Raw genomic sequence first — 20,137 nt, 5'->3', positions numbered from 1 at the left:
CGCGGGTGAGCAGACTCACGGCCATCGCAGCGCCACGGTCACGGGGGATCGGGAAGCGGCGTACGAGTAGACCCCCGGCCGCCCCCTCCCCTCCCGCCCCCGGTTGACGACCGAAGACCCCTGCGTGCCGGCGGTGTTGCCGTGGCAGACTGCGTCGACTGAATGGTCCACACCACGTCTATCTGGAGTTCGGCATGACGGCACAGGCGCCTCACCCCCCGATCGACACCAGCAAGCCGCACTCGGCCCGGGTCTACGACGCCCTGCTCGGCGGCAAGGACAACTACCCGGTGGACCAGCAGGTGGCCGAACTCCTGCCCGTGGAAGCGAAGATCGGCGCCCACCAGCAGCGCGCCTTCATGCACCGCGCGACGGCGTGGCTGGCGGGCCAGGGTGTGACGCAGTTCCTCGACATCGGGACGGGCATCCCCACCGAGCCGAACCTGCATCAGATAGCCCAGGAGATCCGGCCCTCCGCCCGGATCGTCTACTGCGACAACGACCCCATCGTCCTGCGCCACGCGGAAGCGCTGCTGGTCAGCAGGCCGGAGGGGGTGACGGACTACGTCCACGCGGACGTGCGCGAGCCCGCGATCATCCTCGACGCGGCCCGCGAGACCCTGGACTTCGACCGCCCGATCGTCCTCTCCCTGCTCGGCCTCCTCCACTTCCTCCCCGACGCCGAGAAGCCGATCGACACCGTCCGCACGTTCACGGACGCCTTGGCGCCCGGCAGCTACGTCGTGCTGTCCCACGGCGCGTCCGACGTGAACGAGGAGAAGGGGGAGCAGAGCGCGGACGAGTACAACAAGGGCGGCATCCAACTGGCCCTGCGGACGCGGGAGGAGTTCGCGCGGTTCTTCGAGGGCCTGGAGATCGTCACCCCCGGCCTGGTGAAGGCTCCGGAGTGGTTCAACGGAACCCCCGCGCCCGAGCAGGAGCACAGCGGCATGTACGTCGCGGTGGCCCGGGTCCCGTAACCGGAAGCCTCGCGCACTACGAGGGCGAACCGGCGTGAGTGCCGGCCGCACCCGCGGAACCAGGCCGTCCCCACATCACTTCCGCCGGTCGAGGTTGTCGTCGAAGATGTGCGGGTGACCCATCACATCAGCGCTCTGATCTCCGCCTTCGGCGTATTCGCCGCCGGGTTGCTGCTCGCTCTCGCCGTTCGTGAGTACCGTTCCGGGGCCACGGTTCTCTGGCTCGTTTTCGGAGCCGCGGCCTTCCTCGGTGCTGTGTACGCGCTCGTGGTGGACGTACGGCGGCTCCGTATGAGGCCGGCCGACTGACAACGACGCCGTACTCTCGTGCACGTCTCCACGGCGCGTCGGACTCGCGCGGCGTCGGCCCGCCGTCCTGTGTCAGGAGGGCATGTGCGACGTGGTGAAGTCTGGTGGGTGGAGTTCGACGAGCGGCGGCCGGTCGTCCTGCTGTCGGGAGACGACGCCTGCGGGATCCGCGTGATGCAGGTCGTCGCTCCGGCCGGCGTCGACATCAGCGGCCTGGGCATCGAAGTGGCGGTAGGCGCGAGGGAAGGACTGCCCTTCGAAGGCGTGCTGCGGTTCGCGTTGCCGCGTCCGGGCCTCACCCCTTGCACGTGGCTGACCACCGTGTCCCGGGACGACCTGATCGAGCGGGCGGGCGCCCTGTCCTCAGCGAAGCTCGGCGAGATCGAGGATGCCCTCCGGCTCGGCGGGCTCGCGTAAGCCGGGGCAGCGGGTGGGGCTGCCGGGCCACGAGTGACACCCCGGCCTCACTCACCCCCTCACGGTGCACTCCGGCACCCACACGTCCGGCGGGGTGCGCGGGCCGGCGCTGCGCAGATAGGCGCGCAGCGCGGTCAGCACGGGGTGCTGGTCCCCGCTGCGGAAGAGCAGCACGTGCGGGTAGACCGGGGTCGGGTCGCGCAACGGGATGCGCCGGAGGTCGTGGGCCTGGGGCCACAGATAGCGGTCTCCACGCCCGACCAGGGTGGCCAGGGAGTCCGACTCCGCCAGCGCGTCCATCAGTGCCTCGGGACCGAAGTCGGGGCCGAGGGCGTCAATGCTCAGGCCGAAGGCTTCGGACAGCGTCCGGTAGAACGCCGCCCACTCCGTGCCCGGCATGATCCCGGGGATCCAGATGCGGTGACCGGCCAGCTCCGCAGGACTGACCCCGGGCGCGTCGGCCAGCGGGTGGCCGGGGCCGACCAGGAGCTCCAGGGGTGCGTCCATCAGCCGTTCGACACTGATGCCGGCCGGGACCTGGTCCGCCGGCAGGGCACGGAAGGACGCGTCGACCGTCCCTTCGAGCACCGCCTGGGCGGCCTGGGCGGCGTTCTCCGTGCTCAGCGTGACCACGTCCAGCTCCGTCTCCGGGTGGGAGCGGTAGAACCGGTGGACGGCCTGGGCCGGGAGGATGCGCCGGTTGAGGACGTCGACGCGCAGGGGACGGCTTCCGGGGCGCACGGCCTGCTCGGCCTGTTCGACGACCGCCAGGACCCTTTTCGCGTGCGGCAGGAAGACCTGTCCGTCCGGGCTCGGCCGGGAGCCTCGGGAGGTCCGCACCAGGAGCATGACCCCGAGGTGCCGCTCCAGGGCCGCGATCCGCTTGGAGACCGCCTGCTGACTGACCCCCAGCTCGTCGGCCGCAGCCTGGAACTGGCCGGTCTCGGCGACGGTCACGAACGTCCGCAGCGCTTCAGCATCCACACATCCACCCTACTTTCACAACCACTGGTTGTTCCTGGAGGAGTGCGGGGTTGTTTGATCGAGTGACCTGCACGGTGGTGGGATCGGCGCATGTCCACTCGCACAGATCACGTGATGTACGTCCAGACGCCCGAGTTCGCGCGCCATGCCGAACGGATCGCGGAGGTGACCGATGCGACGTCCCGCCTGAACCTGCTTCCGTTCAACGACAGCGAAGGCCGCGCAGAACTACTCTCCGTTGTGTTCGGTGGCCCGCTGCCGGAGTCGGTGACGATCTACCCGCCGTTCTTCACCGAGTACGGCCTGAACACGACCTTCGGGGAGAACGTCTTCGTCAACCAGGGATGCACCTTCATGGACAAGGGAGGCATCCGTATCGGGAACGGCGTCATGATCGCCCCGAAGGCCAGCCTCATCACCGGAGGCCACCCGCTGCCCCGTGCCGAACGCCGCGCGTTCCTCTCCTTCGCCCCGATCGTCGTCGAGGACGACGTCTGGATCGGGACGGCTGCCGTGATCACGCAGGGGGTGACCATCGGTGCCGGTGCGGTGGTCGCCGCCGGTGCGGTGGTCACGCGTGACGTTCCCGCCGGCACGGTGGTCGCCGGAGTGCCCGCGCGGGTGGTCAGGACGATCGACTGAGTCGGACCGTGCTGCCGCGGCGGATGGTGTCCTGCTCCACGGCCACGCGCGCGCATCCTGACCCGCGAGGAGCTTCCGGCCGTCCTCGGAGATGACCGGCCGTACCCTGATGCGCGACGGGGAGTGGCTGGTCCAGCGGGTCCCGTCCAGGTACATCCGATCGAACATGTCCGCAAGGAGAGAAGGCTTGGACAGCAAGCTCCCGCGCCCTACGGCAGCCACAACCCCGGGCGTACTCCAGCGGCACATCGGCGTACCGGACGCGGTGATGATCGGCCTGGGGTCGATGATCGGCGCCGGGATCTTCGCCTCGCTCGCCCCCGCCGCCCGCGCCGCCGGGTCCGGCCTGCTGCTCGGGCTCGCCCTGGCCGCGGTCGTCGCCTACTGCAACGCCACCTCCTCGGCCCGGCTCGCCGCCCTCTACCCGGCCTCGGGCGGCACCTACGTCTACGGGCGGGAGCGCCTCGGCCCCTTCTGGGGCTACCTGGCCGGCTGGGCGTTCGTCGTCGGCAAGACCGCCTCCTGCGCGGCGATGGCGTTGACCGTCGGCTCCTACGTCTGGCCGGGCCAGGCGCACGCGATCGCGGTGGCCGCCGTGGTGGCCCTGACCGCCGTCAACTACGCGGGCATCCAGAAGTCCGTCCTGCTCACCCGCGTCATCGTGGCGGTCGTCCTGGCGGTGCTCGCCGCCGTCGCGACCGCCTCCCTGACGTCCGACGGGGTGGACGCGGCCCGCCTGGAGATCGGCTCGGACGCCACGGCCGCCGGGGTGCTGCAAGCGGCCGGACTGCTGTTCTTCGCGTTCGCCGGTTACGCCCGCATCGCCACCCTCGGCGAGGAGGCCCGCGACCCGGCCCGCACCATTCCCCGCGCAATCCCGATCGCCCTGGGCATCACCCTCGTCGTCTACGCCCTCGTCGCCGTCTCCGTCCTTCTGGTCCTCGGCCCCGGCGGGCTCGCCTCCGCCGGGGCCCCGCTCACGGAGGCCGCGCGGGCAGCCGGTGCCGCCTGGCTCGTACCCGTCGTACGCGTCGGCGCGGCCGTCGCAGCCCTCGGCTCCCTGCTCGCCCTCATCCTCGGCGTCTCCCGCACCACCCTGGCCATGGCCCGCGACCACCACCTCCCCCACGTTCTGGCCGCCGTACACCCACGCTTCAAGGTCCCCCACCGGGCCGAACTCCTCGTGGGCGCCGTCGTCGCCGTGGCCGCCGCGACCACGGACGTACGCGGAGCGATCGGGTTCTCCTCCTTCGGCGTCCTGGCGTACTACGCCATCGCCAACGCCTCCGCATGGACCCTGACCCCCGCCGAAGGCCGCCCGGCCCGGCTCATCCCCGTGCTCGGCCTGGCCGGCTGCCTCGCCCTGGCCTTCGCCCTGCCGCTGCCCTCCGTGATCACCGGAGCCGCCGTCCTCCTCATCGGCGCCGCCGCGTACGGCGTCCGCCGCGCGGCATCCCGGTAGACGGCTGCTCCCCGGCGCACTGCGGCGGTCGGACCGCCTGGCCGACGGCCGGGGCCTCGTGCCGGCCCCGCGCCTCGCGGTGCGACCGGGGAGATCAGTCCTCTTGGTCCTCCGGCATCGCCGACCGCACCAACGAGACCGGCTCCGTCTGCTGATTGGAGGCGGAGACGCGGGTCGTGTGGCGGGTGAGGCGCAGGCCCATCGCCGTGAGCGCGTCCGTGTCGAAGAGCGCGCACAGCAGCGCGGCCGCGTCCGGGAGCGGCAGCGGTTCCGTGGTGCTGTACCCCAACTGCTCGGCCGTTTCGGGGTCGTCGAGGGCGGCCTGCCGGGCGTGGGCGAGCACCTGGTGGGGGTCGTCGACGACGAGTTCGTCGATCTGGATCCGCTGGGCGCGGACGCGCAGGTCGAGCGGGCGGGGCTGGGCGGGCCGGGGAGCCGTGACGACGGACCACAGTTTCGGGCGGACCAGAGGGGTCACCTCGGCCAGGTGGTTCAGCGGGGTCGGCTCGGTCAGGCCGGTCGGGTGGTTCATGCGGTGGGCTCCAGAGAACGGGCCGCCGGAACGACGGTGCACGGAACGGCAGGGGCGGAGGCGGAGGGGCTGCGGCGGGGCATGGTGCAAGATCGGCCCGGTCTTACCGAGTTGGCGTGCGATGGAGTCGGACATGCTTACCTTGGGAGCGCCGTGCGAGCGTCGCAAGGTGCGCTGTGTGCACTGCGCGCAGACTGCGCGGAATGTCGGACAGATCGAGCCGGAGCGGGAAGGGGGAACCGTGGCGCGCGAACGGTCGGGCCGTACGGCCCGGCACCTGGTCCTGGTGGCCCGCCTGCGGCACCTGCGGGAGGGCGCGGGCCTGTCCGTACCGCAGGCGGCGACGCAGTTGGGCTGGCATCCCTCCACGCTGCGACGGCTGGAACAGGCGCAGACCTCCCTCGACGTGGGGCAGGTGTCCGCCCTGCTCGACCTCTACGGGGCCGGCGCGGCGGAGACCGACGACATCATGGGCCGGCTCAACGCCGCCAACATGCCCGGCTGGTGGCATCCCTGGCGGGACGCCATGGCCCCCTGGCTGATGGACCTGATGAGCGTGGAGTCCGCGGCCGGCGTCGTCCGTACCTGGCATCCGGCGCTGGTCCCGCTGCTGTTGCGCACCCCGGCGTACGCGATGGCCGTGGACGAGGTCATGTTCCCGGAGCGGGACGCGGCCGATCGGCGACGGCGGGCCGATTTCCTGGTGGAGCGTCAGAAACGGCTCCAGGAACAGCAGACCCGCCTCTGGGCCGTCCTGCCCGTCACCGCGCTGCGCTGCCAGGTGGGCGACGACGAGGTGATGCGCGAGCAGTTCCACATGCTCCAACAGACCGCCGGGCGAGGGGATGTGACGATACAGCTGCACCCCGAGTACGCACCGCCGCATCCGCTGACCGGCGTCCCGGCGCTCTCCCTGTACCGGGTGGAGATCCAGGAGATCGCCGACCATGTGGTGCGGGAGGGCGGGCTGCCCGGCACGGCGGAGGTGTGGGACAGCCCCCACCCCGTGCAGACGTATCAGGGAATGCTGGACGTGTCGTGCGTGATGGCGATACGGCCGGCCCGAACCAGAGAGGTGTTGCAGGATGAGTACGACCGGAAATGGGCCTGAACTGCCCGCGCAGATCGACACGAGCGTCGCGCACTCCGCACGTGTCTGGAACTACTGGCTCGGCGGCAAGGACAACTTCCCGGCGGACCGGGCGGCGGGCGACGCCTACCGGGGGAAGTACCCGCTGATCGAGACGTTCGCGAAGGAGTCCCGGGACTTCCTGCGCCGGACCGTCACCTATCTCGCCCGGGAAGCCGGGATCCGGCAGTTCCTCGATGTCGGCGCGGGGCTGCCGACCGCGAACAACACGCACGAGGTCGCCCAGCGCATAGCCCCGGAGTCCAGGATCGTCTACGTCGACCACGACCCCCTGGTGCTCCTGCACGTCCACGCGCTGCTGACCAGCACCCCCGAGGGTGCGACCGCCTACGTCGAGGCGGACATGCGCGACACCGGGACCGTCCTCACCGGGGCCGCCAAGACCCTGGACCTGGAGCAGCCCGTCGCCCTCGTCATCAGTGACGTCCTGGGGCACATCGTGGACTGGGACGACGCGCTGTCCCTGGTGCGCCGGCTGGTGGAGCGCCTGCCCTCCGGCAGCTACCTCTCGCTCAGCCACTCCACCGCCTCCGACGAGGCCCACCGGGCCGTCCAGGACGAGTACAACGCGAGCGGCGCGATCCCGTACATCTTCCGGGAACCGGAGACCACCGTCGCCTTCTTCGACGGGCTGGAGATGGTCGAGCCGGGGATGGTGTCCTGGCCGAACTGGCGGCCCGACGCGAACACCGGAACCACCACGGCCAGGGCCGGATGGGGCGCGGTCGCCCGCATCCCCTGATCCGCGACTCGATCCCACCTCCCCCACTGCCGTGCCGCGTACGGGATGCCGCCGTACGCGGTACGCACGGCCCGCAGAGGCTCTCCCCCATGAGCAGCACAGGTACGACCGGCCACGAGGCCGCCTGCCCGGGCGGCGCCCGGCACGCGCGGGAGACGACGGACCGGCTGCTGCGGGCGGCCACCCGGTCCGGTGCGCATCTGATCGCCGAGGCCGCGTTGCTGGTCAAGGGGTGGGCGGTACTGGCCGACCCGATCGCCGGAGCCGTCTACAGCACCCCCGCCGCCGCGGCCGCCGACGGCGTGCACGCGGCCGCCGACCCGCACGAACACCCGCACTGCCTCCAGCGCCCGGCCGCCGGAGCAGTCCTCGTCCTGGCCCCCGGCCCCACCGTCTCCCCGGAGCGGGCCGCCCGCGTCGCCACCACCACCGCGGCCCTCCTGGAGGTGCGCGGGCAGCGGGCGGCGGAGCTGCGGGGCGAGCAGATGCGGCTGCACACCACCCTCGTCCGGCTGCTGCTGGGCGGCCACACCACCGCCGTCGCCGACACCCTGGGCGGGAACGGGCTCACCCATGTCACGGTCTACCGGCTCACCGGCGCCGACGTCCCCACCGCCCACCAGGTCCTGTGGCGGGCCGTACGCCCCTCACTCGCCCCGCACGCCGACGCCTGCACCCTGCTGGGCCGGCTGGACGGCGAACTCGTCGTCGCCGAACTCCACCGCGGCGGCGACGACGGCCGGGTCCTGCGACTGGTCTCCCGGGTGAGCGAGCGCCACCACCTGCTGGGGGGCATGGCCGGACCCCTGCCACTGGCCGAGACGGCCACCGCCCACAGCGACGCCGCCGCCGCCCGGCACAGCGCCACCCCCGACCGCCGCATCGTCCCCGCCGACGCCGTCGGCACCTCCCGGCTCACGCCCCTGCTGCCCGCCGCCCCGTACGCCCGCTGGGCGGGAGCCGTGCTGCGCCCGCTGACCCCGGCCCACCAGCACCTGCTCCTCGTATGGCTCCGCACCGGCAGCAAGCCCCGGGCCGCCGCCGCGCTCGGTCTGTCCGCCGGTACGGTACGGGCCCGGATACGCGAGCTGTCCCGGCTGCTCCGCGCGGATCTGGAGGACGCCACCGTGCAGGCACATCTGCTGCTCGCCCTCCGCGCGCCCGCCCCCGTCGACGACAGCGGACCGCCCACCGGCCCTGCCCGGCTGGAGACGTTGCCGGCCGGCCTCCTGGACACCGAGGCGGCCCGGTCCTGGGCGCTCGGCCTGGTCGGCGGTCTGGAGCCGCACCTGCGGATCGCGCTGACCTGCTGGCTGGGCCACCACGCCCGGACCGCCCCCGCCGCGGCCGAACTGCACGTCCACCGCACCACCCTGGCCAACTGGCTCACCCAGTGCGCCGAACACCTCGCGCGGAACCTCGGCGACGCCACCGTGCGCGCCGAGGTCCACCTCGCGCTGCGGGCCACCCGGACCGGCCCCGACGACCCCGCGGCCCTCCCCCGGCGCGGCGGGCGCACCTACCGCCGGCTGTGACCGGCGCCGGACGGGTCAGCAGCCCTCAGGCCGGCGCCTGGCCCGTCTCGAAGCGGCTGATCCGGTCGCCGGTGACCGTGAAGACCCAGCGGGTCCGCATCGTGCCCCAGGTGTCGTTCGTGTAGTCGACGACGAGGACGCGGCCGTCGTCGGAGGCCTCCACGACCTGCATACGGCCGTTGGCCTTCGGGGAGAAGATCTCCTTCTCCGTCCAGGCCGCCAGGTCCCGTTCGCTGCCGTCGTCGGACATGGTGGCGTCCTCGGTGAGGACATCGGCGAAGAAGGCGTCCTTGTCGCCCGCGTTCACCGTGGCGATGAACTTCTCCACCACCGGGTCGCTGATCGATGTGGTCATCGTGTTCCTCCTCTTCCTTCCTCCCACCGAGTCTCTGTCGGCGGGTCCACTCCCGCATGCCGTCCCTCACCGGTCCGGCTGCTGTTCGTCGCCCGCGCGGGCGAGGAAGACGTCCCGCCCCGGGCACGTCGTGTGCGCGGGCCACAGCGCGTGGACCGGTACGTGGACGGGCGGGTCCAGGTCGACGACGTGGGCCGCGCCGCCCGCCGCCGGGCCAGCGGGCGTCGTGACGAAGGCGATGCGGCCGGTCGCGGTGACGGCCGTGATCGGCGGGGTGCCCTGGACCGGGTTGCGCCGGGTGTCCGGCTCCACGCCCGCCTGACGGCACAGGCCGATCAGGAGGTCCGTGTACGCGGACGAGCCCGCCTCGCCCCACACCGTGAGCGGCTGGCCGCGCAGGTCGGCCAGGGCCACCGCGGAGCGGGCGGCGAGGGGGTGCCCGGCGGGGACGGCGACCCGCAGGCGGTGTTCGGCGATCCGGGCCCGGGTCAGCCCCGTGTCGGCGGGCATGGCCCGGCTCAGGCCCAGATCGCAGGCGCCTGTGAGGAGTTGTTCGCGCAGTTCGTCGGGGAAGAGCTGGCGGACGTGGGCCTGTACGCCCCGCTCCTCCGTACCGGCCCGGGTCAGCAGCTCCACGACCTCCTCCGCCGTGACCGCCGGGGTGTGGCCGATCCGCAGATGCCCGGCCTGCCCGCGCCCGATGCGGCGGGCCCGGTCCAGGGCGGCGAGCGCCTGGGCGCCGAGGGCCCTGGCGTCGTCGATGAGGGCCTGCCCGGCCGGGGTCGGGGTGACGTGCTGGTGGCCCCGGTCCAGGAGCCGGACGCCGACGTGCCGCTCCAGGGTGCGGATGGAGGTGCTCAGCGCCTGCTGGCTCAGGTGCAGCCGTTCGGCCGCCCGGGTGAACCCGCCCTCCTCGGCGACGGCGACGAGATGCTCCAGCTTGCGCAGGTCCAGACTCACGCGGTCCTCTCCTCACGCCGACGAGAACCGGCGGACAGGGGTCAGCGGACCGTGTAGCCGCCGTTGGCGAAGATCGTCTGACCGGTGATCCAGCCGCCCTCGGTGACGAGGAACGTGACCAGCGGCGCGATGTCCTCGATCTCCGTCAGCCGGCCGCCCATCGCCTGGGACTTGTGGAACTCCACACGCTCCGGCGTCTCCTGCGGGTAGAAGAACGGCGTGTCCATCGGCCCAGGGGCCACATTGTTCACCGAGATCCCGCGCGGCGCGAACTCCTTGGCCGCCGCCCGGGTGAAGTGCTCCAGCGGGGCCTTGGCGCCCGCGTAGGTGGCGTATCCGTCGGTGAAGGCGGCGAGCAGGGAGGTCACCAGGCTGACGATGCGGCCACCGTCGTTGAGCCGCGCACCGGCCTCCTGGAGGAAGAAGTACGCCGCCTTGGAGTTGATCGCGAACATGCGGTCGTACTCCTCCTCGGTCGTCTCGGCGATCGGCTTCCGCAGCACCATGCCCGTGGTGTTCACGGCGACGTCCACCCCGCCGAAGGCGTCCAGCGCCTGGTCGAAGAGGCTCCGCACCCCCTCGACACGGGTCAGGTCCTCGCGGACGACGACGGCCTGGGCGCCCGTGCCCCGTACGGCCTCCGCCGTCTTCTCGGCATCGGCGGCGGTGTTCTCGCCGTGGTAGTGGACGACGACGTTCGCTCCGGCCTCGCCGAGGGAGCGGCTGATCAGGCCCCCCAGGTTCTTCGCGCCGCCGGCGACCACCGCGGTCCTGCCCTTCAACGACTGCTGCTGCTCACTCATGACGGATCCCTCTCTCCGATATGTACCGTTCGTTGCGGTTTCCGTGGACCACGTTAGGAGCGTGGACCGCCGAGGGGAAACAGAAAGATCGCGTCGGCCCACCAGGAAGATGGGTCGCCGCAGGTCAGCACAGGTCGGCGCGGGTCGCCGCGGTGACCGGAAACGTCATTGACGTACGCCTGGGGGCCACGAAGGATCACCGCGTGACGACCACCGCGCAGCCCTCGCCCGCCCCGGCCCGTCCCATCGCCCTGATCACCGGCGTCGGCCGCAGCATCGGCATCGGCGCGGGCATCGCGCGGCGGCTGGCGGCCTCCGGCTGGGACGTCGCCTTCACCTACTGGACGCCGTACGACCGCCGTATGGAGTGGGGCGCCGAACCCGGGGCCGCCGCGTCCATCGCGAAGGAGCTGGCGGAGGCCGGAGCCCGTACGGCGGCGATCGAGGCGGACCTCACCGACCCCGACGCGCCGACCCGCATCTTCGACGAGGCCGAGCAGCGCCTCGGCGGCCCGGTGACCGCGCTCGTCCTCTCGCACGCGGAGTCGGTGGACTCGGGGCTGCTGGACACCACCGTGGAGGCGTTCGACCGGCACTTCGCGGTGAACTCCCGGGCCAGTTGGCTGCTGATCCGGGAGTACGGGCTGCGCTTCCGGAGCGCCACCGGCAGCACCCCGTCCGACACCGCGCCCCGCACCCCGGCCGGCCGGATCGTCGCGCTCACCAGCGACCACACCGTGGGCAACCTCCCCTACGGCGCCAGCAAGGGGGCCCTGGACCGGATCACGCTCGCCGCCGCGCACGAGCTGGCCCACCTCGGGGTGACGGCGAACGTCGTCAACCCCGGCCCGGTGGACACCGGGTGGATGTCCGACGAGCTGCGCGAGGCCCTGGTCCGGGGGACCCCGCTCGGCCGACTCGGCACCCCGCGGGACACCGCCCACCTGGTGGACTTCCTGTGCTCCCCCGAAGGTCAGTGGATCAACGGCCAGTTGCTGAAGAGCAACGGCGGCGCGGCCGCCTAGAAGGTGTCTAGTCTGGCCTGGTCCATGTAGTGCACAGGGGGGGGCGTATGCACAACGAAGACAGCGTCGGCAGAGCGGACGACGGGCAGGACCGGCGCCTTGCCGGCCGCCGGGCGGACGACGCCCCCCGGACCGTGATCGACGGCCGCTACGAGCTGCTGGAGCAGATCGGCAGCGGCGGGATGGGCGAGGTCTGGAAGGCCCACGACCTGCGGCTGCGCCGGTACGTCGCGGTGAAGGGCCTGCTCGACCGGAACGCCATGACTCCGGGCACGCAGGCGACGGCGATGCAGCGCGCCCGGCGCGAGGCGGAGGCCATCGCCAAGATCGAGCATCAGAACGTGGTGACGGTCCACGACCAGGTCGAGACCGACAACCAGGTCTGGATCGTGATGAAGCTGCTCGAAGCACGGTCCCTCGGGGACCTGTTGAGCCGCGACAAAGTCCTCGCCGTACCGCGCGCCGCGAACATCGGCCTCCAGGTCCTCCACGGCCTGCGGGCGGTCCACGCGGCATCGGTCGTCCACCGTGACGTGAAGCCCGGCAACGTCCTCGTCCGGGACGACGGCCTCGCGATCCTGGTCGACTTCGGCATCGCCACCTTCGAGGGCGCGGACCGGGTGACCCGGACCGGCGGCGTGATCGGCACCCCCTCCTACCTGGCCCCCGAACTCTTCGCCCCCGCCTCCCCCGGCCCCACGCCCGCCTCCGACCTGTGGGCGCTCGGCGTCACGCTGTACGAGGCGGTCGAGGGCCGCCTGCCCTTCGCCGGGCACGAGGTGTGGGAGGTCCAGGAGAACATCCGGCAGTCCCCCGACCCCGTCCTGCGGTACGCCGGGCCCCTCGCCCCGGTCATCCAGGGGCTGTTGGTCACCGACCCCCGGGAGCGCCTGGACGCGGCCACGGCGGAGGCGATGCTCCGCGAGGTGCTCGACGACCCCGCCTCGCCGAACGCCGGCGCGGGGGGCGCGGCGACGCATCCGCCCACGGCGGTCTCCACGCCGGACCCCTCGACGCCTCCGACGCCCGCACTACGCCCGGCCGTCGCGCCTGCGGCGGTCAGCGGGCGGCGGCGCTCCCGGTACCGGGGGTGGCAGGTCGCGGCGGCCGTCGTGTGCGTGGCGCTGCTGGCCGGGGCGGGCTGGCTGGCCGCGCGGGGCGGCGACGGCCAGGGCGACCGGGCCGGTTCGGCAAAGGACCGGGGGCAGGCCGGCAGCGGCAGCCAGGAGCGGTGGAAGGACACGCACCCCACCCTGGAGATCGGCGTCAAGGACGACCAGCCCGGGCTGAGCAAGTTCGACAGGAAGACACGTACGTACCAGGGTTACGACATCGACCTGGCCTACGCGATCGCCGAGAGCATGGGGTACGGCAAGGGCGAGGTCGCCTTCACCACGGTCGCCACGGACTACCGGTCCACCGCGCTGAAGACCAAACAGGTGGACCTGGTCATCGCCTCGTACAGCATCACCGACGACCGCAAGACGGCCGCCCCCGACGGCTACAGCGTCGACTTCGCGGGCCCGTACTACGAGGCGAGCCGCGGCTTCCTGGTCCGCGAGAAGTCGGCGAAGTACACGATCAACGACTCCAGCGATCTGCGGGACCTGGGCGTCGAGGTGTGCACGGCACGGCAGTCGACGTACGAGAAGGCGCTTCCGAAGCAGGGCTTCACCATGGCGGAGTCCCAGCCCAACACCTACCAGGACTGCCTGGACAAGCTGCTGGACCCGAAGTCCGACGTGTACGCGGTGGCCTCGGACGACATCATCCTCGCCGGGTACGTCGAGGCCAATCCGGGCAAGGTACGGCGGCTGGAGAACATCCAGGGCGCGGAGGGTTACGGCGTGGCGATGCGTCCGGGGACCCCGACCCTGAAGCGCGAGGTGTGCTCGGCGCTCCGGACGATCCTGGCCGGCCGCGTGTGGGAGGACATGTACAAGGAGAACCTGTCGAGGCTGGTGGGCGACAAGAACCCGCCGGGGCGGCCGGAACTGACGGAGTGCGAGGGCTTCTGAGGGGCGGTACCGGTCGAGCGCTCCGGCCCGCTCCGGCTCACTGCCCGGGGAACCGCTCCCCGCACCGGCTGCAGAACACCGGCGCGGGGTCCTGCGACAGCCGCCCGCACTCCGGGCAGACCCGGTCCAGCATGCAGGGCCCCTCGCCGCCTTCGTACGCCCCGCTCGGCGGCTTGATCGCGAGGCCGGGGCGGCGGCGGTGGACGGTGAGGTACGTGAGCCCGTCCGGCCCCGCCGCGAGCGCCCGCCGGGACGTACGGGGCAGCCAGAGCGCGGTGCCGGGCGCAAGGTCCAGGACCTGGCCGTCGCCCGCCCTGACGCTGCCCGCCCCCGCCAGCACGACGAGGAGCACATCGAGCACGTCCTCCTGGTGCTCACCGACCTCGGCGCCGGGCGGCAGCCGCACCAGATTGGCGTCCAACTCCCGCCCCGGCTCCGCCAGATGCCACAGCGCACCGCGCTCGTCGGGAGCGGCGGCGGCCAGCAGATCGGCGATGCGGGCGAGGACCCGGGGAGCGGCGTTCACGGCGTCCAGGCTACGCCGCTGCCGTAGGCTGTCCGGCTCACGAGGGAGGCTCTGGGATGGACCGGACACCGGACGGCACGCTGTATCCGCCGATCGAACCGTACGACAGCGGCATGCTGGACGTCGGGGACGGCAACCTCGTGCACTGGGAGGTGTGCGGCAACCCGGACGGCAAGCCGGCCCTCGTGGTGCACGGCGGCCCCGGAAGCGGCTGCACACCCCGCTCCCGCCAGTACTTCGACCCGGACCGCTACCGGGTGGTCCTCTTCGACCAGCGGGGCTGCGGCCGCTCGACGCCGCACGCGAGCGATCCGGCGACCGACATGCGGCACAACACGACGGCCCACCTGATCGCGGACATGGAACGCCTGCGGGAGCACCTGAGCATCGACAAGTGGCTGCTGTACGGGGGCTCGTGGGGCTCGACGCTGATCCTGGCGTACGCCGAGGAGCACCCGGAGCGGGTCACGGAGGCGGTCATCCCGGCGGTGACGACGACCCGCCGCAGCGAGATCGACTGGCTCTACCGGGGGGCAGGCCAGCTCTTCCCCGAGGCCTGGGCCGCCTTCCGCGCGGGCGTCCCCGAGACGAGCGACCCGGCCGGCCTGGTCGCGGCGTACGCCTGCCGGATGGAGAGCGAGGACGCCGCCGTACGGGAGAAGGCGACGGCGGACTGGTGCGCCTGGGAGGACGCGGTCCTGTCGATGGAGGCGATCCCGGGCCCGCCCCCGTACGGCAGCCGCCCGGGCCGCGAGCAACTGGCGCTCGTCCGGATCTGCTCCCACTACTTCGCCCACGGAGCCTGGCTGGAGGAGGGCCAACTCCTCTCCCGCGCCCACCGCCTGACCGGCATCCCGGCCGCCCTGATCCACGGCCGCTTCGACCTCGCGGGCCCCCTGATCACCGCCTGGGAACTGGACCGGGCCTGGCCCGACGCCACGTTGACGGTCATCGACAACGCGGGCCACATGGGCGGCACGGAGACCCGGCGGGCGGTGCTGGCGGCGCTGGACGGCTTCGCGCGCCGCGGTTGAGGGCCTCCGCCGGCCGGGAAACCCCCGTACGGGCCTCTTCCCGCGAACGCGGCGGCGGAGTGGAGGCATGGCGGCGGGCCCTCCGGGGCACCAGGTGAGCCACATTGCCTCTGCGACGGCTGGTGAGGACAGGATGCTGACCCCGAGCCCCGATGCCATGCGGACCCTGCTGGCCCGCTACAACGACCTGCAACTGCGTCACTCCCAGGACTCCGACCACGAACTGCAGCGCAGTCTGGAGGACGTGACGTACACGCTGTGTGTGAGCACCGGCACCCGCACCGTCCATGACGCCTTGCTGGCCGCCGACGCGATCCTGCGGAGGGCGGCGGCCGAGGAGGAGGCGGAGTCGGGCGTCCCGATCCAGCGCATGAAGATCCCCGGCGCCTCCGTGCCGAAGCCTCGGACGACCTGACCCGCACGACACGAAGGGAGCCGGCCCGTGGAGAGCGAGGGGGCCGATACGGCGAGGCTGGTGTCCCGGCCGAGGACGGCCGCCGAGGCGCGACAGGAGGTGGAGTTCGCCCTCTACCCGCTGTCCTGCTCGCCCGACGCCCGCTACCGCTCGGCGCATCTGGCCGGCGTGTGGGACGCCACGCTCATCGCCTCCGAACTCGTCGGCCATGTGCTGCACCACCGGGCGGACCTCTCCCGTGACTGCTTCCTGGTCTGCACGCTGAGCCGCGGCGAGATCACCATCAGCGTCACCGACCCCTGCGACGACGTCCTCCCCGCCTCCCCTCTCGCCCCGGTCGCCGACCGCGGCGGGCTGGAGGGAGCGGGCTGGTGGCTGGTCCACCAGCTCGCCGACCAGGTCGACATCACGCGGCTGCCCGGAGGCGGCCGTTCCATCACTGCGGCCGTGCCGCTCTCCGGGCCCTGAGCCGCGAGGAGCGAGAGGCGGGGCCGGAGAGCACGGGCCCGGGAAGTCTGACCCGCTCACGACAGGGCATACGGCGTATCGCCGAGGGAGAAACGGTCTCCCGCGAACCGCCGTGCGGCGGAGCAGACGTGGGGGGACCCGATGAACACGAGCGTTCCGGCGAGAGACGCGAGCGGGAGCGGGGTGACCGGCAGGAGCGGCGGGCCCGGGGAGGCCGACGGGAGCAGCCGGTCCGGGGAAGCCGACGGGAACAGCGGGAGTGGCCGGAGCGGGCGTCGGGGAACGCCCGCTCCCCGCCGGCCCGGCCGCTCCCCCGCTCTCTCCACCGGCATCCCCCGGGAGGCGGCCCGGATCGGCGCCTTCGCGGTCTGCCAGGCGGCCGTCGTCGCCGGATTCGGCCTGCTGATCACCGGGCCGGCCCGGGAACTGTGGCCGATGACCGCGGAGGACGCGGCCGTCCAGGCGCTCGAAGACGCCCGCACCGCCACCCTCGACACGGCCTCCTCGATCGCCTCCGCCCTCGGCGACACCTCCACGGTGGTGGGCCTCACCCTGCTGGCCTGTCTCGCGCTGGTCCTGGTTCCCCGGCTGCCCCGCTGGCGTGAGGCGGCCTTCCTCGCGGTCGCCGTGTCGCTCCAGTCGGCGGTCTTCGTCCTGATCACGGCCTCCGTCGACCGGACCCGCCCGGACGTGGAGCGCATGGACGACTCCCCGCCCACGTCGAGCTACACCTCGGGGCACACCGGAGCGGCCACCGCGCTGTACGCCGGGCTCGCCGTCCTGGTCCTGTCCCGGGTCCGGGCCCCGTGGCGCAAGCCGCTGGCCGCGCTCCTGCTGCTCCTCCCGCTCCTGGTGGGGCTGGCGCGCCTCTACCGGGGCATGCACCACCCCACCGACGTGGCAGGCGGACTGGCGAACGGCGCACTGTCCCTGCTCGTCCTGGGCCGGGCCGTGCTCCCCGAGCACTCCTGGGCGGGCCGGCCTCCGGCCGATGCCCTGGACATCGCCGTGGCCGCCGCCGACCAGCGCACCGCCCCGGCACGGAAGCAGGTCACCGTCATCGTCAACCCGACGGTGACCGATCGGGCCACCCAGGAGCAGCTGCGCCTGGTCCTCGCCCAGCACGGCCACCGCGACACCCCGTTCGTCGACACCACCGCCGAGGACACCGGCGGCGGCCAGACGGCCGAGGCCCTGCGCGCCGGGGCGGAGCTGATCGTGGTCTGCGGCGGCGACGGCACGGTCCGGGCGGTCGCGGACACCCTGGCCGGCACGGGCGTCCCGCTGGTTCTCGTACCGTCCGGCACCGGCAACCTGCTGGCCCGCAACCTGGACCTGCCGCTCCGCCCGGCCGAGGCCCTCGCGGCGGGACTGACCGGCGAGCCCCGCGTCCTGGACCTCGGCCGGATCGAGGGCGACGGATTCCCCTCCGTCCACTTCACCGCGATGGCCGGGGCGGGGTTGGACGCGGCGATGCTGGAGGAGACCTCCGACCGCGCGAAGTCGGTCCTGGGCTGGCCCGCGTACGTTCTCGCCGGGGCCAAGGGGCTGCGCGCTCCCCGGATGCGGCTGACCGTCCGGCTCGACGGCGGGCCGGAGCTGCGCCGCACCGCCCGGATGGTCCTCCTCGCCAACATAGGTACGGTCCAAGCGGGCGCGGCCCCGGTCCCCGCCGCGAAACCCGACGACGGCCTGCTGGACCTCGCGGTCTTCGACCCCAGGGGCGCGGGCGGCTGGCTCCGCGCGGCGGGGGTGCTGCTGCGCGCGAAGGGCCGGGGTGCGGGCGGCGAAGGCGTGACCGGCACGGACGCGGGCGACGGGGTCCCCGTCGAGTTCCACACTTTCCGTCGGGCCGAGCTGACCTTCGCCGGGCCGCAGCCGCGCGAGATCGACGGGGACCCCGTGGGCCCCGGCCTGCGCCTCACGGCGGAGGTCAGGCCCGGCGCCCTGACCGTCATGCTCCCGGCAGGGGAACGCTGATGGGGACGGCGGCCCGGGTCCCGATGACCCGTGACATGAGCGGGGACGAGCTGTCCGGCGACGAGGCGCTCGCGGCCCTGCGCCGGTACGGCCGCTGGCCCCTGATGCGGGACGCCTTCGTGCGCTTCCGCTACGCCGACGGCTTCAGCCACGCCCGCGCGCTGGCCCTCCAGACCATCCTGGCGATCATCCCGCTGGTGATCGCCTTCGTCGGTCTCTCGGCCGAGCTGCACACCGAGAGCGTGGGACGGCTCGCCGAACTCACCATTCGCGGCATCAGCGAGGGCCCCAGCGCCGAGGTGGTGGACGACGCCCTGAACCGCAACCAGCGGCGCGAGGGCGACGGTCCCGAGGTCGCCCTCTGGCTGGGGCTGGCCTTCTCCGTGGCCAACGTCACCACCGCGATGTGCCAGATAGAGCGCGGCGCCAACCGGATCTACGGGGTGGAGCGGGACCGCGTCTTCCACCTGAAGTACCTGCGCGGTCTGGTCATGGCCCTGAGCGCCGGCATCCCGCTCGGCATCGGCTCCGTGATGATGGTGGCCGGCGGGGAGCTCGTCTCGGCGGCGGCCTCCGTGTACGGTCTCGGCGACACCGCCCGGGACACCTGGGACCTGCTGCGCTGGCCGCTGGGCTTCCTGCTCGCCCTCGTCTCGGCGAGCACGATCTTCCGGCGGTCCCCGCGCCGCAAACAGCCCGGTTACACGTGGCTGGCCTTCGGAGCGGCCCTCTACCTCGTCCTGTGGACGGCGCTGACCTGGCTCCTGAGCCTCTACCTCCGGATCAGCGGTTCCTTCGACACCGTCTACGGTCCGCTGAGCGCGTTCATGTCGCTGCTCATGTGGGCCTACCTCACCTCCATCGCCCTCTTCCTCGGACTGGCCTTCGCCGCCCAGCTGGAGGCGGCCCGCGCCCGCAGGCCCGGACCGATCACCGCCGACCCCGGAGCATGACGTGCCACGATCCCTCACCGAACCCCCCGCCCCGGAACCGGACCGTGCCGCACACCAGGCCGGCCAGGCCCGCACCCGCCGCGCCGACCGCCGCCTGGGCGTACGCCTGCTGGTGGCCGTCGGGGCCGGCGCGGCCGCGGCGGTGCCGTTCGGTCTGCTCCTGCTCCTCGTCGAGGGGGCGTGGCCGCCCCTGCTGCGCCTGGACGCGGGGGCCGCCCGGCGGCTGCACGAGGTGGCCCTGGAGCACCCGGGGTGGACGGCGACGCTGCGCTTCCTGTCGGACTGGCTCTGGGACCCGGCGACGCTGCGGATCGCGGTCGCCCTGCTCACCGGCTGGCTGCTGTACCGGCGGGCGTGGCGGCTGGCCGCCTGGGCGGCGACCACCGCGATCGGGGGCGCGCTGATCGGGGTGCTCGTGAAATTCGTGGTGGAGCGGGCCAGGCCCTCGCTCCAGGACCCGGTGGCCGAGGCGCCGGGCTACTCGTTCCCCTCGGGCCACGCGATGACGGCCACCACCTCGTGCGCCGTCCTCCTGCTGGTCCTCCTGCCGCTGGTGCCACGCCGGTGGCGCGGGCTGTGCTGGGCGGCGGCGGGCATCTCCGCCCTGGGCGTCGGGTTCACCCGGATCGCGCTCGGCGTCCACTGGTTCAGCGACGTCATCGGCGGATGGCTGCTGGGCGGGGCGGTCGTCGTCCTGACCGGCTGGGCCTTCGAGGCCTGGCGGAGCGATGCGGGCCTCTCCCGCGCGGACGTGTCGGAGGGCCTGGAGCCCGAGCTGACGGACGACGAGCCGGAGCCGGAGGCGTACGGCACGGGCAGCGGCTCGCCGGGATGACCGGGCCGGCCG

At 73.0% G+C, this 20,137-nt stretch carries 22 protein-coding genes; 16 read left to right on the top strand and 6 right to left on the bottom strand.

Features of this window, described 5'->3' with window-relative positions; all coding sequences use genetic code 11:
* The first annotated feature begins 194 nt into the window (after positions 1-194).
* The 3 genes from RNL97_RS18760 to RNL97_RS18750 all read left to right on the top strand — a co-directional run bounded on the left by RNL97_RS18760 (position 195) and on the right by RNL97_RS18750 (position 1,706).
* Positions 195-980, top strand: coding sequence for an SAM-dependent methyltransferase (locus RNL97_RS18760; RefSeq protein WP_313750970.1), 786 nt, complete (start codon positions 195-197; stop codon positions 978-980).
* 114 nt (positions 981-1,094) lie between these two features.
* Positions 1,095-1,289 (top strand): hypothetical protein, encoded by a 195-nt coding sequence (locus tag RNL97_RS18755; RefSeq protein WP_030591312.1) that lies wholly within the window; start codon positions 1,095-1,097, stop codon positions 1,287-1,289.
* Positions 1,290-1,373: 84 nt separating this feature from the next.
* Positions 1,374-1,706: a type II toxin-antitoxin system PemK/MazF family toxin gene (locus RNL97_RS18750; protein WP_030591309.1), complete on the top strand. Its 333-nt coding sequence runs from the start codon at positions 1,374-1,376 to the stop codon at positions 1,704-1,706.
* A 51-nt stretch (positions 1,707-1,757) separates the two neighbouring features.
* Here RNL97_RS18750 and RNL97_RS18745 read toward each other — a convergent pair whose 3' ends face one another.
* On the bottom strand, positions 1,758-2,690 hold the full coding sequence (locus RNL97_RS18745) for a LysR family transcriptional regulator (RefSeq protein WP_030591305.1): 933 nt from the start codon (positions 2,688-2,690) through the stop codon (positions 1,758-1,760).
* Between the two features lie 114 nt (positions 2,691-2,804).
* Between RNL97_RS18745 and RNL97_RS18740 the strand changes: the two genes are divergently transcribed.
* Both RNL97_RS18740 and RNL97_RS18735 read left to right on the top strand, forming a co-directional pair.
* Entirely contained in the window at positions 2,805-3,332 is a 528-nt protein-coding gene (locus RNL97_RS18740; RefSeq protein ID WP_030591302.1) for a DapH/DapD/GlmU-related protein, read from the top strand.
* A gap of 187 nt (positions 3,333-3,519) precedes the next feature.
* A complete protein-coding gene (locus RNL97_RS18735; protein ID WP_313750968.1) occupies positions 3,520-4,794 on the top strand; it encodes an APC family permease in 1,275 nt (424 codons plus the stop codon).
* Positions 4,795-4,888: 94 nt separating this feature from the next.
* On the opposite strand, the gene RNL97_RS18730 is transcribed toward RNL97_RS18735, so the two are convergent.
* Positions 4,889-5,326: a hypothetical protein gene (locus RNL97_RS18730; RefSeq protein ID WP_030591296.1), complete on the bottom strand. Its 438-nt coding sequence runs from the start codon at positions 5,324-5,326 to the stop codon at positions 4,889-4,891.
* A 241-nt stretch (positions 5,327-5,567) separates the two neighbouring features.
* Between RNL97_RS18730 and RNL97_RS18725 the strand changes: the two genes are divergently transcribed.
* The 3 genes from RNL97_RS18725 to RNL97_RS18715 all read left to right on the top strand — a co-directional run bounded on the left by RNL97_RS18725 (position 5,568) and on the right by RNL97_RS18715 (position 8,753).
* Entirely contained in the window at positions 5,568-6,437 is an 870-nt protein-coding gene (locus RNL97_RS18725; protein WP_030591293.1) for a helix-turn-helix domain-containing protein, read from the top strand.
* Positions 6,412-7,218 (top strand): SAM-dependent methyltransferase, encoded by an 807-nt coding sequence (locus RNL97_RS18720; RefSeq protein WP_030591289.1) that lies wholly within the window; start codon positions 6,412-6,414, stop codon positions 7,216-7,218. Before RNL97_RS18725 ends, RNL97_RS18720 begins: the two co-directional genes overlap by 26 nt.
* A gap of 89 nt (positions 7,219-7,307) precedes the next feature.
* Positions 7,308-8,753 carry a PucR family transcriptional regulator gene (locus RNL97_RS18715; protein ID WP_313750967.1) on the top strand — a complete coding sequence of 482 codons (1,446 nt, stop codon included), beginning with the start codon at positions 7,308-7,310 and terminating at the stop codon, positions 8,751-8,753.
* A 25-nt stretch (positions 8,754-8,778) separates the two neighbouring features.
* Here the strand turns inward: RNL97_RS18715 and RNL97_RS18710 are convergent, their stop codons facing one another.
* The 3 genes from RNL97_RS18710 to RNL97_RS18700 form a co-directional block, all read right to left on the bottom strand.
* Positions 8,779-9,108: a hypothetical protein gene (locus RNL97_RS18710; RefSeq protein ID WP_030591283.1), complete on the bottom strand. Its 330-nt coding sequence runs from the start codon at positions 9,106-9,108 to the stop codon at positions 8,779-8,781.
* Between the two features lie 66 nt (positions 9,109-9,174).
* Positions 9,175-10,068: a LysR family transcriptional regulator gene (locus tag RNL97_RS18705; RefSeq protein WP_030591280.1), complete on the bottom strand. Its 894-nt coding sequence runs from the start codon at positions 10,066-10,068 to the stop codon at positions 9,175-9,177.
* Positions 10,069-10,109: 41 nt separating this feature from the next.
* Positions 10,110-10,871, bottom strand: coding sequence for an SDR family oxidoreductase (locus RNL97_RS18700; RefSeq protein ID WP_030591278.1), 762 nt, complete (start codon positions 10,869-10,871; stop codon positions 10,110-10,112).
* Between the two features lie 203 nt (positions 10,872-11,074).
* Between RNL97_RS18700 and RNL97_RS18695 the strand changes: the two genes are divergently transcribed.
* Positions 11,075-11,896 (top strand): SDR family oxidoreductase, encoded by an 822-nt coding sequence (locus tag RNL97_RS18695; RefSeq protein WP_243314696.1) that lies wholly within the window; start codon positions 11,075-11,077, stop codon positions 11,894-11,896.
* 47 nt (positions 11,897-11,943) lie between these two features.
* A complete protein-coding gene (locus RNL97_RS18690; RefSeq protein ID WP_243314694.1) occupies positions 11,944-13,914 on the top strand; it encodes a serine/threonine-protein kinase in 1,971 nt (656 codons plus the stop codon).
* Between the two features lie 37 nt (positions 13,915-13,951).
* Here RNL97_RS18690 and RNL97_RS18685 read toward each other — a convergent pair whose 3' ends face one another.
* Positions 13,952-14,440: a hypothetical protein gene (locus tag RNL97_RS18685; RefSeq protein ID WP_030591269.1), complete on the bottom strand. Its 489-nt coding sequence runs from the start codon at positions 14,438-14,440 to the stop codon at positions 13,952-13,954.
* 56 nt (positions 14,441-14,496) lie between these two features.
* Here RNL97_RS18685 and pip point away from each other — a divergent pair, with 56 nt between their 5' ends.
* The 6 genes from pip to RNL97_RS18655 all read left to right on the top strand — a co-directional run bounded on the left by pip (position 14,497) and on the right by RNL97_RS18655 (position 20,125).
* A complete protein-coding gene (gene pip / locus RNL97_RS18680; RefSeq protein ID WP_243314692.1) occupies positions 14,497-15,474 on the top strand; it encodes a prolyl aminopeptidase in 978 nt (325 codons plus the stop codon).
* Positions 15,475-15,607: 133 nt separating this feature from the next.
* Positions 15,608-15,889 (top strand): DUF5133 domain-containing protein, encoded by a 282-nt coding sequence (locus RNL97_RS18675; protein ID WP_313750966.1) that lies wholly within the window; start codon positions 15,608-15,610, stop codon positions 15,887-15,889.
* 27 nt (positions 15,890-15,916) lie between these two features.
* Positions 15,917-16,357 carry an ATP-binding protein gene (locus tag RNL97_RS18670; protein WP_050500185.1) on the top strand — a complete coding sequence of 147 codons (441 nt, stop codon included), beginning with the start codon at positions 15,917-15,919 and terminating at the stop codon, positions 16,355-16,357.
* A 141-nt stretch (positions 16,358-16,498) separates the two neighbouring features.
* Positions 16,499-18,337 carry a bifunctional phosphatase PAP2/diacylglycerol kinase family protein gene (locus RNL97_RS18665; RefSeq protein ID WP_374115140.1) on the top strand — a complete coding sequence of 613 codons (1,839 nt, stop codon included), beginning with the start codon at positions 16,499-16,501 and terminating at the stop codon, positions 18,335-18,337.
* Positions 18,337-19,290: a YihY/virulence factor BrkB family protein gene (locus tag RNL97_RS18660; RefSeq protein WP_313750965.1), complete on the top strand. Its 954-nt coding sequence runs from the start codon at positions 18,337-18,339 to the stop codon at positions 19,288-19,290. The genes RNL97_RS18665 and RNL97_RS18660 overlap by 1 nt, the downstream gene beginning before the upstream one ends.
* A gap of 1 nt (position 19,291) precedes the next feature.
* Positions 19,292-20,125 (top strand): phosphatase PAP2 family protein, encoded by an 834-nt coding sequence (locus RNL97_RS18655; protein WP_243314689.1) that lies wholly within the window; start codon positions 19,292-19,294, stop codon positions 20,123-20,125.
* Positions 20,126-20,137 lie beyond the last annotated feature (12 nt).

The organism is Streptomyces parvus (genome assembly GCF_032121415.1).
Classification (GTDB): domain Bacteria; phylum Actinomycetota; class Actinomycetes; order Streptomycetales; family Streptomycetaceae; genus Streptomyces; species Streptomyces globisporus_A.
The sequence above is the reverse complement of the archived record's forward strand: the minus strand, read 5'-3'. Positions and strand labels throughout refer to the sequence as shown.

Bases quoted from the DNA above. Each gene is read 5' to 3' on its own strand.
- RNL97_RS18690 (WP_243314694.1), top strand. From the start codon at position 11,944: ATGCACAACGAAGACAGCGTCGGCAGAGCGGACGACGGGCAGGACCGG.
- RNL97_RS18730 (WP_030591296.1), bottom strand. From the start codon at position 5,326: ATGAACCACCCGACCGGCCTGACCGAGCCGACCCCGCTGAACCACCTG.
- RNL97_RS18715 (WP_313750967.1), top strand. From the start codon at position 7,308: ATGAGCAGCACAGGTACGACCGGCCACGAGGCCGCCTGCCCGGGCGGC.
- RNL97_RS18675 (WP_313750966.1), top strand. From the start codon at position 15,608: ATGCTGACCCCGAGCCCCGATGCCATGCGGACCCTGCTGGCCCGCTAC.
- RNL97_RS18710 (WP_030591283.1), bottom strand. From the start codon at position 9,108: ATGACCACATCGATCAGCGACCCGGTGGTGGAGAAGTTCATCGCCACG.
- RNL97_RS18720 (WP_030591289.1), top strand. From the start codon at position 6,412: ATGAGTACGACCGGAAATGGGCCTGAACTGCCCGCGCAGATCGACACG.
- RNL97_RS18740 (WP_030591302.1), top strand. From the start codon at position 2,805: ATGTACGTCCAGACGCCCGAGTTCGCGCGCCATGCCGAACGGATCGCG.
- RNL97_RS18665 (WP_374115140.1), top strand. From the start codon at position 16,499: ATGAACACGAGCGTTCCGGCGAGAGACGCGAGCGGGAGCGGGGTGACC.
- RNL97_RS18660 (WP_313750965.1), top strand. From the start codon at position 18,337: ATGGGGACGGCGGCCCGGGTCCCGATGACCCGTGACATGAGCGGGGAC.
- RNL97_RS18760 (WP_313750970.1), top strand. From the start codon at position 195: ATGACGGCACAGGCGCCTCACCCCCCGATCGACACCAGCAAGCCGCAC.
- RNL97_RS18700 (WP_030591278.1), bottom strand. From the start codon at position 10,871: ATGAGTGAGCAGCAGCAGTCGTTGAAGGGCAGGACCGCGGTGGTCGCC.
- pip (WP_243314692.1), top strand. From the start codon at position 14,497: ATGGACCGGACACCGGACGGCACGCTGTATCCGCCGATCGAACCGTAC.